Source organism: Pseudomonas sp. xss_2, from assembly GCF_043104195.1.
Lineage (GTDB): Bacteria > Pseudomonadota > Gammaproteobacteria > Pseudomonadales > Pseudomonadaceae > Aquipseudomonas > Aquipseudomonas urmiensis.
Map to the genome: position 1 here is coordinate 44,022 of NZ_JBICKL010000077.1, position 14,447 is coordinate 58,468.

The following is a 14,447-nucleotide window of genomic DNA, read 5'->3' on the forward strand; positions in this document are numbered from 1 at the left end:
ATCCCCGGTCAGTTGTTGTCGTCTTTGTTGTCGACGCGATAGCTGAAGCTGAAGCCGAAGCCTTGGAACAGCACGACGTCAGCCAATTGCCGGGACAGCTCGCCGGCACTGGCCAGCTTGCTCTTGGGCACATAGAGCATGTCTTCGGGCTGCAGGTAGGCGATCTTCTGGCTGCCACCGGAGAGGGCCTGGTCGACGTCGTAGTTATAGGCATGCACGGTGTTGCCGTTACGGCGCATGATCACCACCGAGCCGAGCTTGGCCTTGAGGGTCGGGCCGCGGGCCAGGGTCAGTGCTTCGAGCACCGATACCGGCCGGCGGATCTGGAAGGCACCCGGCTGGCCGACTTCACCCAGGACATAGATCTCGTTGGCAGCGGTTGACTTGAGCAGCACGTCGACCGTCATCCGCCCCGGCAGGCTGGCGTAGCGCTCGTTGAGGTAGTCGCGCAGTTGGTTGACGGTCATGCCTTGCAGCGGCACCGAACCAATTTCCGGGAAGGTCGCGCGGCCGTCGGTACCGACCGTGATGTCGCGGCTCATGCCGGTGCCAGGGTGGGTCAGGGTGTTCTTCAGGGTGACCTCATTGGTCATCGGGCTGATCACCCGCAACGTCACCTGGTCGCGGTTGTTCTGGAACACGCGCTTGTTGCGGTAGGCCTCGCGGATGGCGTTTTCAGCTTCGCCTGGGGTCATCCCTTCGACCTTGACCGTCGAGTTGGTGCTGGGCAGGGTAATGGTGCCGTCTGGTTGCACCAGCTGGCTGCCGTTGAGGCCGCTGGCGGCCATGAAGTTGAGGTCGATGCTGTCGCCCGACTGGATGCGATAGGCGCCGGCGCTGGTGCCGCTGATGTGGAAGATCACTTCCAGCACGTCTTGCGGGCGCAGCACCTGCTCGCGCCGCGCCACTTCGGTGGCCTGGCTGTCTTCGGGCGCAGCGGTGAGGATCTGCACCGGCATCTCGCGGTTATCCTGGCTGGCGCAACCGGTCAGGACCAGCAGGCACAGGGCAATGGATGGGTATCTCATGGGTCTCTCCTGTACCGGCCTAGAGGTTGTTGTACAGCCACTTGGGCATGTAGTACTTGCGCTTGTTGAACACGCTGCCGATCAGGCGTGCGCCGGCCTGGGTCAGGCGCTGGGCGGCGGCCTGGGCGACTTCCTTGCGGGTCTCCTCGGCGCACACCACCAGGATCACGCCATCGACCAGGGTGCCGATCACCAGGCTGTCGGCGCTGGCATAGATCGCTTCGCCGTCGATCACCACGAAGCGGTACTGGCCGCCGAGCTGGTGCAGCAGCACGCGCAGGCGCTCAGGATCGAGCGCGGCGCGCCCGCGCTTCCAGGTGCCCCCGGGGAGGATGTCGAACAGTTGATCGGACAGGCGCACGATGCAGTCCTGGGCCAGTGGCGGGGTGTCTTGGTCGAACAACAGGTCGGTGTACCCGCGCAGCTTGCCCAGACCCAGTTGCTGACTGAGGCCACCGGTGCTGTTGCTGCTGTCGATCAGCAGCACGGCGCCGGCGCTCATTAGCGCCAGTTGGCTGGCGAACGCCAGCGCGCTGGTACTGGTACCGCTGCCGGTGTTGGCCGCGGTCAGCAGCAAGGTGCGCTGCTCCAGGTCAAGAACGGTGGCGGTCAGGTTGGTCTCGCTCGGGGTGGCGATACTCAGGCTTCTCGAAGTGGAACCGTCCATCTCAACTTGCTCCGTGGCCAGTGAACACTTTGAACGGGGTCTTGAAGAGGATCTTCAGATCCAGCATCAGGCTCTGTTCGTTGATGTAGCTAAGGTCGAGCTCTACGCGTTGGTCAAAATCGATGTTGCTGCGCCCGGAGATCTGCCACAGGCCGGTCATGCCGGGGTAGATCGACAGCCGCGCGAGGTGGTTGTCCTTGTAGCGGTAGGCGTTGAAGGAGGTGGGCCGGGGGCCGACCAGGCGCATGTCACCGGTGACCACGTTGATCAGGTTGGGCAGCTCGTCCAGGCTGCTGCGGCGCAGCCAGCTGCCCACCGAGGTGATGCGCGGATCCTTGTCGATCTTGAAGTCGATGGCGTCGGCGCCGTGCTTGTTCAGGTGGCGCACCGACTCCTTGAGCGCTTCGGCATTGGCGACCATGGTGCGGAACTTGAACATGCCGAACAGGCGGCCGCGGTAGCCGGTGCGTTTTTGCACGAAAAACACCGGGCCCGGGCTTGAGGTCTTGATCAGTATTGCCAGCACCAGGAACATTGGCGACAGCAACAGCAGCAGAACCACCGCCGCGATGCCGGACAACACCCGGTTGGTGCGTGACAAGGTCCACGGGCGCCCGCCCACCCGGCCGGTGATCCAACCGCGACCTTGCATGTGGATGGCCGCATCGATACGTTGCCGATGCGCCGGATCCATCCGTTTATCCTGGTAGAGCGCCTGTAGTTGCGCGCTTTTAGGTTGTCCTGTCATACCGCCCTCCGTTGATCGGACTGCTCGCCAGCACGGTTGGCCTCCAAGGCGGTGTGCGAGTAGTACTCTTGAAACCAGGCGACGAACCGCCTGAGCCCTTCATCCAGGGAAATACGTGGGGTAAAGCCGGTCACCTGAGCCAAGGCGCTGGCGTCGGCGCAGGTGGCCAGCACGTCGCCCGGTTGCAGTGGCAGCAGCTCGATCACGGCGTTGCGCTGCAGGTGGCGCTCCAGCAGGGCCAGGTAGTCGAGCAGTTCCACCGGGCGTTGCCCGCCGATGTTGAACAGCCGCCACGGCGCTTGGCTGCTGGCCGGATCAGGTTCCAGGGCGTTCCAGTCCGAATTGCCTGCCGGGGGGTGGGGCATCAGCCGCACCAGGCTCTCGACGATGTCGTCGATGTAGGTGAAATCGCGTTGGTGGCGGCCGTGGTTGAACAGCTGGATGGGCCGGCCTTCGCTGATCGCCTTGGCAAACTGCATTGGCGACATGTCCGGACGGCCCCAGGGGCCATACACGGTAAAGAAGCGCAGGCCGCTACAGGCAATGCCGAACAGATGGCTGTAGCTGTGGGCCATCGCCTCGTTGGCTTTTTTTGTGGCGGCGTACAGCGACAGCGGATGATCGACTGCGTCCTGGACCCGATAAGGCGTGCGCTGGTTGGCGCCGTACACCGAGCTGGACGAGGCGTACAGCAGGTGGCGCACCGGGTGACGGCGGCAACCCTCGAGGATATTGAGAAAGCCTGCCAGGTTGCTGTCGACATAAGCCTGGGGGTTTTGCAGCGAGTAGCGCACCCCGGCTTGAGCAGCCAAATGGATGACCACCTCGGGACGTTCGATGGCAAACAGCCGGGCGACGCCGTCGCGGTCGACCAGATCCAGGCGATGCACCTCAAAGTCGTCGGCTTGCTCACGTACCCAACGCAGCCGAGCGTGTTTGAGCGCCGGATCGTAGTAGTCGTTGAAGTTGTCCAGGCCCACTACCTCATGGCCATCGCGCAGCAGCCGCAGGCAGGTGTGGGCACCGATGAAGCCGGCCGCGCCGGTTACCAACACCTTCATGGCGCACTCACTTGTGCGTTGACCTGACGCAGACCGATGCCACTGTAGTGCAGGCCGTGGGCTGCCACGTGCTCGGGGTTGTACAGGTTGCGCCCGTCGATGATCAGCCGCTCACGCAGTTTGCTGGCGAGCAGGGCGAAGTCGACCACGCGAAAGTTCTTCCACTCGGTGCAGATCACCAGGGCGTCAGCGTCCTGCAAGGTGTCGTCACGGGTGGCGCACAGTTGCAGGTCATCGCGGTAGCCGTACAGACGCCGGCATTCATCCATGGCTTCTGGGTCGTAAGCGCGCACCGTGGCGCCTTCGGCCCACAGCGCTTCCATCAGATAGCGGCTCGGCGCTTCGCGCATGTCGTCGGTGTTGGGTTTGAAGGCGAGCCCCCAGACCGCAATAGACTTGCCGGCCAGCTGGCCTTGCAGGCGTTGCTTGAGTTTGGCGAACAGAATCTGCCGCTGCCGATCGTTGACGTCGTGCACGCTTTGCAGCAGGCGCAGTGGCATCCCGCTGTGTTCTGCGGTGTGGAGCAGGGCCTTGATGTCCTTGGGGAAGCACGAGCCACCAAAGCCACAGCCGGGATAGATGAAGTGGTAGCCGATACGTGGGTCGGAGCCGATGCCCTTGCGCACCGCTTCGATGTCGGCGCCCAGGTGCTCGCTGAGGTTGGCCAGCTCGTTCATGAAGCTGATGCGCGTGGCGAGCATGGCGTTGGCGGCGTACTTGGTCAGCTCGGCGCTGCGGTTATCCATGAACATGAGCTTTTCATGGTTGCGGCAGAACGGCGCGTAGAGCTCGGCCAGCTGGTCATGCGCAAGCGCGTCGCGGGTGCCGACGATGATCCGGTCGGGGCGCATGCAGTCGGCCAGGGCGCTGCCTTCCTTGAGAAACTCGGGGTTGGACACAACGCGCACCTGCAAGTGGTCCTTGGCCAGACGCTGCAGTTCGGCGCGGGCCAGGGCCAAGACCTGGTCGGCGGTGCCTACCGGCACGGTGGACTTGACGATCAAGGTCCGGTCGGCGTCCATCAGTTCGGTGATTTGGCGGGTGACGTTGAGCACATGGCTGAGGTCGGCGGAGCCGTCTTCGTCGGGCGGGGTGCCGACGGCGATGAAGATCAGCTCGGCGTGGCTGACGGCGTCGCTGGCCTGGGTGCTGAACAGCAGGCGGCCTTCCTTGATGTTGTCCTCGAGCAGTTCCGACAGGCCAGGCTCGCTGATCGGCGGCACGCCTTGGCGCAGTTGGTTGATCTTGTGGGTGTCCAAATCCACGCACAACACGCGATGGCCGACATCAGCCAAGGCCGCTGCTTGAACCAGACCGACATAACCGGTGCCAAAAACGCTCACGTCCATGCGCGGTGCCTCGTATGGATGGGGGGTAAGTAAGGTGGATGAAACAGGGTGTGAGTTCGGTATAGCTCAGCTGTGGGGAATTGCGTCAAAGCAATGGCATGTTTCGTCAGATTTACACGCGCTAACCGAACGGGCCATTGGCCATCAACCCTTTGCCAATCCGAGGCTTAGCGCTCAAAGCTACTGGCAACTGGCCGGTTAACGAGCCGATGAACGGTCTAAGCCCCCGAAAATTGGGAAGTTTGAGTAATAGAGAGGGTCGGGTGAGAGGGCGTGAAGACGCCAAATTCTGGCGTTGTGATATCGTCGGAAAATTGACTTTTGCGACTTGTGATTTGTTTCAGGGCTGCTACGGTTTGGGTAGATTTCCATGAATGGAGGGGCCAAATCATGCGCGGGTGGATCAAGTTGCTGTTGGTGCTTATCTATCTTGGCTCCTTTCATGCCTATTACCTGGAGCGCATAGATGCTTTGGGCCTAGGCCTGCCGCTGGTACTTTTCCTGGGCGTATTCGCAGTATTGGTAGTGGCTTTGCTGCTGGCCGCCTGGATACGACCGGCCTGGCTGCGCTGGCCGCTGGCACTGGCGCTGGCGATCAGTGCGGTGTTCTTCGACGCCTATACCCGCATTACTGACTCGTACATGACCTATAGCGCATTCGTCTCTATGGTGTATGCCGGCGGTTTCGTCGGCGAAGCGCTGCAGCAATACCACTACGCAATTACCTTGGCGGTGGCCAAATCGCTGTTGTTGCTCCTGGGGGTCGGCCTGCGCCCAGGCTCGGCGCAGCGCCTGCCGCAGTGGTTGCCGATTACCGCGCCAGTACTGGCCTTGCTGCTGCTGATCAGCGTGCTGTTCGTGCGCGCCGGCGAAGGCGCGCGCGGGCTGCCGGTGATGTACACGCCGCTGGCCTACGTGAGCCTGCTTACTTATGAAACGCTGAGCGACAATGTCGGCCCGCGCGAACCCGTAAGCCTGGCACGTAGCGGTGCACCGCTGGCGCGAGACATCGTGTTGGTGATCGACGAAAGCATTTCCGGCAACTACCTGGACGTCAATGCGGCGGGCGGGGTGACCAGCCATCTGGCCCAGTCGCAACCCAAGGCAGACATCTTCAATTACGGTTATGCCGCATCCATTGCCAATTGTAGTGCTGATACCAACATCACGTTGCGCTATGGCGGCACCCGCGAGGATTACCTGCGGATCAATTCGACCCTGCCTTCGATCTGGCAGTACGCCAAGCAAGCCGGGCTACGCACGGTGTACATCGACGGCCAGCGCACTGCGGGTAATCTGCAGAACCTGATGACCGCCACTGAGAAGCAGGATATCGACCAGTTCATTCAGTTTGATGACACGCCCGTGTTACAGCGTGACATGGCAGCGGTAGCCAAGCTCAGCGCATTGCTCAACGATGGCCAGGCGCAGTTGATCGTCATCAACAAGGTGGGTGCGCACTTTCCGGTGCACGACAAGTATCCGAATGAGTTCATGAAGTATCAGCCGGCGCTGCCGCGTGGACGCTTTGCCGACGTGGCCGACTCAGGCACGCGTGAAGGCTTCGATGGACGTAGCGAGGATTGGGTGCTGTATCGCAACTCCTATAAAAACAGCGTGCTGTGGAGCGTTGGCGAGTTCTTCCGCCGCTTGTTCGCCGAAGCCGACTTGAGCCAGGCGGTGGTGATCTACACCTCCGACCATGGCCAGGACCTGCACGAGCGCGGCAACCCAGGGCTCAATACCCATTGCGACAGTGATCCGGTGCCTGAGGAAGGTTTGGTGCCACTGGTGATCATCCAAGGCAAGGGGCTCAAGACCCTCGACTGGCAGGCGCACCTGGCGCAGAACCGCAACGCTTCGAGCCACTACAACATCTTCCCGACCTTGCTGCGTTTGATGGGCTATGACAGCGCGGGGGTAGGGCAGGTGTATGGGCGCGCCCTGGATGTACCGACTGAGGATCCGTTCACGTTCAACGTACGGTTCAACGCTCGGTTGGGTGCGCAGCCGGATTTCCGCCATATCGACCTGGGCCAGATCGTCACGCCGGTGGTGGTCGAGAAGGGCACTGTGGCGGCGCAGTGAGTACTGCATTCGCCTGATCAAGCCAACGGATGGAGTGCCCGGAACCCCTGGGCCTCCTCAACCAACCAATCATGCACCGCCCGCGCGCCCGGCTGGCTCAGCCCGCCTGGTGGGTAGTGCAGCACGTAGCGTTTATGATTGGCCACCGGCACCCCGAACGGCACGATCAACGCCCCGCGTTCCAATTCGTCGTTGAGCAGCGTGCGCCGCGCGATGGCCACGCCAACCCCGGCAATCGCCGCCTCGATGGTCAGGTGGTTGCGGTTGAAGGTGTGCCCGCGTCTCACATCCAGCCCAGCGGCGCCGATGCCCTCTAGATAGAACTCCCATTCGGCATACTCCGAGCTGCCGCGCCAGGCGGTAATGTCGTGCAGCAACGGATAGTGCATCAGGTCAGTCGGCCCATGCAGCGGCGGGCGGCCGCGCAGCAGCGCCGGGGAGCATACCGGGAAGATCTGCTCATCCAGTAGCGGCGTGGAGAGCATGCCTGGATAGCTGCCGTCGTTGAGGTCAATGGCCAGGTCGAAATCATCCGGATGCAGCGCTTGGTTGCTGTCTTCAGCGACAAGCCGCAATTCGATATCTGGGTAGCGTTGCTGGAAACGCGGCAAGCGCGGCGTCAGCCATTTGGCAAGGAACGAGGGGATCGAACGCAGGCGCAAGGTGCCGCGGATCTCGCCGGCATCCAGGCGCAGCAACTCGGCCTCGATGCTGCCATAGGCCTCGGCCACCGTTTGTGCCAGGCGCTGGCCTTCGGCAGACAGCTCCACTCCGCGCGCCCGACGCAGAAACAGCCGGTAGCCCAGGCGCTCTTCGAGCTGGCGCATCTGCTGGCTGACGGCACCTGGGGTGATGTGCAGCTCTTCGGCGCAGCGAGTGAACGACAGGTGCCGCGCGGCACACGCGAACACATGCAGCCAGACATACATCTGGCCATTGAGTTGTCGCCTCATGGTTTAGTCCTGCTAAAGGCTGGCTTAGGAAATTTCGTTGGTCATCGTGGGAAATGCGCGGCAGTATCGCCCAACTTGGCAACACCGTTCAATTTTCCCAGAGAGCCGTTGGCCGGTGCAGTAGGCCGCCACGGTCAGGCATTAGCATGGCTATCAGTGTTTTCGACCTTTTCAAGATTGGCATCGGCCCCTCCAGCTCCCATACCGTGGGGCCCATGCGGGCGGCAGCGACCTTCGCCCAGGCCTTGCGTGAGCGTGGGCTGCTGGCCCAGGTGCAACGTGTCGAGGTGCGCCTGTATGGCTCGCTGTCTGCCACTGGCGTGGGGCACGCCACCGACCGTGCCTGCCTGCTGGGGCTGATGGGGCAGTGGCCTGATCGGATCGATCCGCACAGTATCGAGCCACGCATCGATCAGTTGATGCAGGAGCAGTGCCTGATCCTCGATGGCCGCCAGCCGATTGCCTTCAACTACGCTCGCGACATGCTGCTGCTGGATGAAAACCTGCCGTATCACCCCAACGCCATGACCCTTGAGGCACAAGGCGAGCAGGGCCTGGTGCTGAGTCAGACCTACTACTCGGTGGGCGGCGGCTTCATCGTCGAACAAGACGAAATCGATGCCCCGCAAGACAGCGCCGAGCAGATCAGCCTGCCGTTTGAATTTTCCAGCGCCGCCGAACTGCTTGCACTGTGCAAGGCACATGGGCTGAGTGTCAGCCAACTGATGATGGCCAACGAGTGTGCCTGGCGGCCTGAAAGCGAAACCCGCCAAGGCCTGCTGTCGATTTGGGCGGCGATGCGCGAATGCGTCGACAACGGTTTGCGTAATGAGGGCATCTTGCCGGGAGGTCTCAAGGTCAAGCGCCGCGCCGCGCGCTTGCACCGCAGCTTGCAAGAGATCGGCAAGCCCAACGTGATCGGCTCGACCTTGAGCGCCATGGAGTGGGTCAACCTGTTCGCCCTGGCGGTCAATGAAGAAAACGCGGCCGGCGGGCGCATGGTCACCGCGCCAACCAACGGTGCTGCGGGGATCATCCCGGCGGTGCTGCATTACTACATGAAGTTCAACCCGGGCGCATGCGATGACGATGTCGTCGCCTTCCTGCTGGCGGCTGCGGCGGTGGGTATCTTGTGCAAGAAAAACGCCTCCATCTCAGGAGCCGAAGTGGGCTGTCAGGGTGAGGTGGGTTCGGCCTGTTCGATGGCCGCGGCAGGTCTTGCCGAAGTGCTCGGGGCAACCCCCCCGCAGTTGGAAAATGCCGCTGAAATTGCCTTGGAACATAACCTTGGCCTGACCTGTGATCCGGTTGGCGGCTTGGTCCAGGTGCCCTGCATCGAGCGTAATGCGATTGCCGCAGTCAAGGCGATCAATGCCGTGCAGATGGCCTTGCGCGGTGATGGCGAACACTTCATTTCCCTCGACCGGGTGATTCGTACCATGCGTGACACCGGCGCCGACATGCACGCCAACTACAAGGAAACCTCCCGCGGCGGCCTGGCCGTCGCCTTCGTCGAGTGCTGATCTGCGCAGCGTTTGCTGTGCAAGCGTGCTTGCGCTGCGATTGAGGCTCAAGGGTCAACCTTGCTGCCTGTTCTGACGGCTCGCAGCCCAGGCCCGCTTGCACAGCAAGCGCCGCGCAACGCCTCTATTGCAACACCTGCTGTACCAGCAACAAAAACAACTACAAAGGCGATATCTGATGACCGATGTACAAAGCACCACGACTGTTCGTGCGGATTCGGCTGCCCCGGCTTCTGCCGTCGGCTCGACCACCTGGAACCGCCACGACACCACCTGGGCCTTGGGCCTGTATGGCACGGCGATCGGCGCGGGCACCTTGTTCCTGCCGATCAACGCCGGAGTGGGCGGTTTCTGGCCGCTGCTGATCCTGGCGCTACTGGCGTTTCCGATGACCTTCTATGCGCATCGGGCGCTGACGCGCTTCGTCCTGTCAGGGCGCAAGGGCGGCAACGAAGACATCACCGAAGTGGTCGAGGAGCACTTCGGCACCGGCGCCGGCAAGCTGATCACCGCGTTGTATTTTTTGGCCATCTTCCCGATCCTGCTGGTCTACAGCGTCGCCCTGACCAACACCTTGACCAGCTTCCTTGAGCATCAGCTGCACGTCCCTGCGCCACCGCGGGCAGTGCTGTCGCTGTTGTTGATCTGCGGGTTGATGATCGTGGTGCGCTGCGGTCAGCAGATCATCGTCAAGGCCATGAGCGTGCTGGTCTATCCGTTCGTGGCGTCGCTGTTGCTGCTCGCCCTGAGTTTGATCCCGAACTGGAACGGCGCCTTTCTGGCCCAGGCCAACGAGGGTATCAGCGCATCGAAACTGCTGCTGACCCTGTGGCTGGCGATTCCGGTAATGGTGTTCTCGTTCAACCACTCGCCGATCATCTCGGCGTTCGCTGTCGATCAGAAACACCGTTATGGCGCTGACGCCGATCGCAAGAGCGGCCGTACCCTAGCCACTGCACACCTGATGATGGTGCTGACGGTAATGTTCTTCTGCTTCAGTTGCGTGCTGGCGTTGAGCCCGGCCGACCTGGCTGCGGCCAAGGAGCAGAACATTTCCGTGCTGTCGTACCTGGCCAACCACTTCCAGACGCCGGTGATTGCCTTCGTGGCGCCGCTGATTGCCCTGGTGGCGATCACCAAGTCGTTCCTGGGCCACTACATCGGTGCCAGCGAGGGCTTCCAGGGGATGATCGTCAAGAGCCTGCGCGGGCAGGGCAAGGCCTGGCCGGCCAAGCGTCTGGAGCGGATCACGGCCGTGTTCATGGTGCTGGCTTGCTGGATCGTGGCGACGCTCAATCCGAGCATCCTGGGGCTGATCGAGAGCATGGGCGGGCCTGTGATTGCCTGCTTGCTGTTCCTCATGCCGATGTATGCCGTGCGCCGGGTGCCGTCGCTGCGCAAATATTCGGGCACGTTGTCGAACGTGTTCGTGACCTTGGTGGGGCTGATTACCCTGTCGGCGATCTTCTATAGCTTTATCGCCTGATCACAGGCCTTGGGGCTGCATAGCAGCCCTGAGGCCTGCAATAACCGCCCTGAGCAATGGCGCTCAGCTGTTCAACGGGCCTTCTGTTTGAGCGCAACGAAGCTCTTACGCATGTCGCTCGCCCAGCCATCGAGCACCGGCTTGACGTCTTCCAGGGTCAATTGCTGGGTGTCGTTCTCCAACTCCTTGCCACTGCCCTTGCGTACCACCTGCGCGAGCACCTTCTGATTAGCCCCATCCAGGAAGGCCGCCTCCACGGCGATATCCACGGCCTGATCACGCCCACCAGCGGCCGTGTTCACCGCTGCGGCGACCAGCGCGATCGGGATCACTTCATAAGGCTTCAGGCCCTCGGTATGGGTCGATACCGCGGTAATGGCCGGGCGCACCACGATAGTCCCTGGCCCAGGTGCCTTGGCCAAGGTCATCACGCTGCCCAGTTCTCGGCGCATGGCGTCGTTGAAGTAGCGGGTGATGGCTTGCAGCGTTTGCGTCGAGATCACCGATGTCGCTTGCGGCTTGGGATAGAACTGGCTCGGCTCGATGAATACCTGGTTGTACTCGCGGGCTTTGATGTTGGGGTCAATCCAGCGCATCACCGGCTGGCCGGAAATGCTTTCGGCAGGCTGGAGGCGACTGTAATCGTTGAGAAACCCTGAGTACTGGCTAGGATCGACACGGTTGCTCGAGCATGCCGCCAGGGCGAGCAGGGCAGCGCACAGCAGGGTGGCGCGGGGCAGTGATTTCATGATGTAGGGCATCCATTGAGGGGACGGCCAGAACAACGCTAGCAGGTGCTTGGCGCTTGGCCAGCTTTAGCCTGGCTAGTCATAAAAATGGCGGCTGTGTTTCGCTGGCTAGCGTGTTCGGCTGCCGATTGTCGGAATTTTGACTTTTCTCCTTGGCGGCGAGCGACAGTCGTACTACATATCAAAGGTGGCATTTTGCCTCGACGCCTTTTTCGAAGGAAGATCACTCATGCGTCAGGAAAGTTACCGCTCCGATATTGACGGTTTGCGCGCGGTGGCGGTGATTGCCGTGTTCCTGCATCACCTGAACACCTCGTTGTTGCCGGGCGGTTTCGTCGGCGTCGACATCTTTTTTGTCATCTCCGGCTACCTGATCACCTCGCAAGTGTTCCAGGAGGTGCGTCAAGGTAGCTTCTCGCTCAAAAGCTTCTATCAGCGACGGATCAACCGCATCGTGCCTGCGCTGGCAACGGTGCTGTTGGTGTGCGTGGTGCTCGGCGCCTTCTTGCTGTCACCGGTAGACCTGATGCGGCTCAACGCCAATGCCCTGTTCGCCCTGTTGGGGGTGTCGAACATCTTCATCTGGCTCAAGTACGGCAACTACTTTGCCGCCGACGCCGGTGAAGCGCCGCTGCTGCATACCTGGTCGCTGGGTATCGAAGAGCAGTTCTATGTGGTCTGGCCATTGCTGGTGCTGTTGGTCTATCGCGTGGCGCCACGGCATTTGTTGTGGGTGCTGGGGGGCGGGCTGGTGCTGGCGATAGGCGTTTCGCAGTATGCGACTGGGGTGTTCGCTACGGCGTCTTACTATTTGCTGCCAACCCGCTTTTTCGAACTGATGCTCGGCGGCTGGTTGGGTATTTGGCACTTGCAACATACGCCGCGGGTTGGCCGGATGACATCGCTGGGGTGTTCGCTGCTTGGCTACCTGTTGATTGGCTCGTCGCTATTGCTGCTTAGCGAGGGCGCGCCGTTCCCAGGGTTGAATGCCTTGTGGCCGTGCCTGGGGGCGGCATTGCTGATCCATGCCGGAGCCAGCGGCGGTCCTTCGCCGATTCTCGGTTGCCGACCGATGGTGTTCGTCGGGCTGATCTCGTATTCGCTTTATCTGTGGCATTGGCCGCTGATTGCCTACCTCAATTACCTTGAGGTGCCGATGACCTTTGCCCTTGGCTGTGTGGTGGTCGCCGGCGCGCTGCTGTTGGCCTGGCTGTCCTGGCGCTATGTGGAAAAACCCATGCGCCGCAGTGGCGTAAAGCTTGGTTTCGCCCAGGTGTTCGCGCGCCGCTTCGCCGTGCCGGCCCTGGGCTTGGCGCTGTTGGCAGGGGTCACGCAGCAGTTCAGCGGCTTCCCGCAGCGCTTCAGCCCGCAGGTGCTGGCCCTGGAGGCGATGACCCTGGAGCGGCCAGCAGAGATTCGCCGCGGCTGTCACGTGCCCAGCGGGCTGTACCGCACCGAGCCGGATGACACCTGCCGCCTTGGTGCGGCGAAAGCGGCTATCGACGGCATCCTGGTCGGCGATTCGGTGGCCAACCATTTCAGCGGCATGGTCGATATCCTGGCACGCCCAGACGGCATCAGCCTGATGGACTACACCCTCGACTCCTGTGCGCCAGTGCTGGGCTACAACGGCGGCATGCCAGGGGCCTACGCCGATCATTGCGCTCAACGAAACCAACGGGTGTACGCCTTGATCGAGGCCAAGCGTTATCCCTACGTGGTAATGGCGGGTAACTGGCCGAACGACGAATCGGTCGGGCCGGCGATCGAGGCCAGCCTGGCGCGGGTGGTGGCCAGCAGCGGGCAGGTGATCGTGATCCTCAGAAACCAGCCGATTGACAAGGCTGCGACCTGCCCGATACGGCGCCTGATGTTTGGCCTTGAGCATCCGTGTGAAGCCGCTGAGACGCCACTACCGCAGTATTGGGCGCAGATTCGCGGCAAGTATCCGCAGGTGCGCTTCATCGACCCCAACCAAGTGATTTGCCCCAATGGCCTGTGCAGTCCGTTGATCGATGGCAAGTTGCTGTATCTGGATAACGGTCATTTGAACGAGGTCGGCTCGCGGTTCATCGGCCAGACCTTGCTGGAACGGGGGTATTCACTGCTCAAGGATCCTCGGCCGCAGGTGGTCAGCGCCAACGCGCCCGGCAAAGCTGACCGGTCGAACTAAGACAATCTTCTACTGTTTGCGGGCACTGGCTGACTGAGCAGTGCCACGGGCAATGTGGGTACCTGTGCCCGTTCGATTTGCCCATAACGCCGGACCAGCTAGGGCAACGGGTGCGCCGTTGAAATTTCCCACAATACGCCCTGATTCCGCCGACTTATCACTGCTGCCCATCATTGGAAACTATGCCCGTAAAGGGTATGGTTAAGGCCGACTCACATTTGCCGGCAGGGTATTTCTCGAATTATCTGCTGCTGCCTTGGCGAAGGCCCTTAGGGCAGGTGTACTGATGGAGGTGTGCTGTGAGCAGCAAACTTATTGAGTCGTTGCGTGATGACCTTACTGCACTGCATCAAGCAGGGGCGGTGGGCAAGGTTACGCTGCGCGACTTCGAGGCGATTTGCCCCGCGCCGGTGCGCGATTTCAGCGCGCTGGATATCCGCCGTTTGCGCGAAACGCTCAATTTCAGTCAGCCGGTATTCGCCCTGCACCTGCATACCAGCGCGTCCACTGTACGCAAGTGGGAGCAGGGCGAAACACGGCCAGCCGGGCCTGCGTTGAAGCTGCTCAATGTCATTGCTGACAAGGGGCTGCAGGCCATTCTTTGAAGCGCTGCCCGTCGCAG

The 14,447-nt window shown here is 61.8% G+C and carries 12 protein-coding genes and 1 pseudogene; 6 read left to right on the forward strand and 7 right to left on the reverse strand.

The window, feature by feature from the left end; translation table 11 throughout:
• Positions 1 to 8: 8 nt before the first annotated feature.
• The 5 genes from ACF8K2_RS18845 to ACF8K2_RS18865 are packed head-to-tail and all read right to left on the reverse strand — an operon-like array spanning position 9 to position 4,853.
• Entirely contained in the window at positions 9 to 1,028 is a 1,020-nt protein-coding gene (locus tag ACF8K2_RS18845; RefSeq protein ID WP_186554561.1) for a polysaccharide biosynthesis/export family protein, read from the reverse strand.
• Positions 1,029 to 1,047: 19 nt separating this feature from the next.
• Complete coding sequence (locus ACF8K2_RS18850) at positions 1,048 to 1,695, reverse strand: CpsD/CapB family tyrosine-protein kinase (RefSeq protein ID WP_186554560.1); 648 nt, start codon at positions 1,693 to 1,695, stop codon at positions 1,048 to 1,050.
• Between the two features lies 1 nt (position 1,696).
• Complete coding sequence (locus ACF8K2_RS18855) at positions 1,697 to 2,443, reverse strand: sugar transferase (protein WP_392466844.1); 747 nt, start codon at positions 2,441 to 2,443, stop codon at positions 1,697 to 1,699.
• Positions 2,440 to 3,504: an NAD-dependent epimerase gene (locus ACF8K2_RS18860; protein ID WP_264233040.1), complete on the reverse strand. Its 1,065-nt coding sequence runs from the start codon at positions 3,502 to 3,504 to the stop codon at positions 2,440 to 2,442. The genes ACF8K2_RS18855 and ACF8K2_RS18860 overlap by 4 nt, the downstream gene beginning before the upstream one ends.
• Positions 3,501 to 4,853, reverse strand: coding sequence for a UDP-glucose dehydrogenase family protein (locus ACF8K2_RS18865; protein ID WP_392466846.1), 1,353 nt, complete (start codon positions 4,851 to 4,853; stop codon positions 3,501 to 3,503). The genes ACF8K2_RS18860 and ACF8K2_RS18865 overlap by 4 nt, the downstream gene beginning before the upstream one ends.
• A 390-nt stretch (positions 4,854 to 5,243) precedes the next feature.
• On the opposite strand from ACF8K2_RS18865, the gene ACF8K2_RS18870 reads away from it, so the two are divergent.
• Positions 5,244 to 6,941, forward strand: coding sequence for a sulfatase-like hydrolase/transferase (locus ACF8K2_RS18870; RefSeq protein WP_392466849.1), 1,698 nt, complete (start codon positions 5,244 to 5,246; stop codon positions 6,939 to 6,941).
• 17 nt (positions 6,942 to 6,958) lie between these two features.
• Here ACF8K2_RS18870 and ACF8K2_RS18875 read toward each other — a convergent pair whose 3' ends face one another.
• Positions 6,959 to 7,894 carry a LysR substrate-binding domain-containing protein gene (locus tag ACF8K2_RS18875; protein WP_186554555.1) on the reverse strand — a complete coding sequence of 312 codons (936 nt, stop codon included), beginning with the start codon at positions 7,892 to 7,894 and terminating at the stop codon, positions 6,959 to 6,961.
• 146 nt (positions 7,895 to 8,040) lie between these two features.
• Here ACF8K2_RS18875 and ACF8K2_RS18880 point away from each other — a divergent pair, with 146 nt between their 5' ends.
• Positions 8,041 to 9,417 (forward strand): L-serine ammonia-lyase, encoded by a 1,377-nt coding sequence (locus tag ACF8K2_RS18880; RefSeq protein WP_392466852.1) that lies wholly within the window; start codon positions 8,041 to 8,043, stop codon positions 9,415 to 9,417.
• Between the two features lie 178 nt (positions 9,418 to 9,595).
• The gene (locus ACF8K2_RS18885; protein WP_392466857.1) at positions 9,596 to 10,903 is read left to right on the forward strand and encodes a serine/threonine transporter; all 1,308 of its coding nucleotides are present in this window, start codon (positions 9,596 to 9,598) and stop codon (positions 10,901 to 10,903) included.
• A gap of 71 nt (positions 10,904 to 10,974) precedes the next feature.
• Here the strand turns inward: ACF8K2_RS18885 and ACF8K2_RS18890 are convergent, their stop codons facing one another.
• On the reverse strand, positions 10,975 to 11,652 hold the full coding sequence (locus ACF8K2_RS18890) for a DUF3313 domain-containing protein (RefSeq protein ID WP_392466859.1): 678 nt from the start codon (positions 11,650 to 11,652) through the stop codon (positions 10,975 to 10,977).
• Between the two features lie 229 nt (positions 11,653 to 11,881).
• On the opposite strand from ACF8K2_RS18890, the gene ACF8K2_RS18895 reads away from it, so the two are divergent.
• The 3 genes and pseudogenes from ACF8K2_RS18895 to ACF8K2_RS18905 all read left to right on the forward strand — a co-directional run bounded on the left by ACF8K2_RS18895 (position 11,882) and on the right by ACF8K2_RS18905 (position 14,430).
• Positions 11,882 to 13,825, forward strand: coding sequence for an acyltransferase family protein (locus ACF8K2_RS18895; protein ID WP_392466861.1), 1,944 nt, complete (start codon positions 11,882 to 11,884; stop codon positions 13,823 to 13,825).
• A 211-nt stretch (positions 13,826 to 14,036) separates the two neighbouring features.
• Positions 14,037 to 14,144, forward strand: a pseudogene (locus ACF8K2_RS18900) (type II toxin-antitoxin system RelE/ParE family toxin); the annotation flags it as partial.
• The gene (locus tag ACF8K2_RS18905; RefSeq protein WP_186554550.1) at positions 14,125 to 14,430 is read left to right on the forward strand and encodes a DNA-binding transcriptional regulator; all 306 of its coding nucleotides are present in this window, start codon (positions 14,125 to 14,127) and stop codon (positions 14,428 to 14,430) included. The pseudogene ACF8K2_RS18900 and the gene ACF8K2_RS18905, both read left to right, overlap by 20 nt.
• Positions 14,431 to 14,447 lie beyond the last annotated feature (17 nt).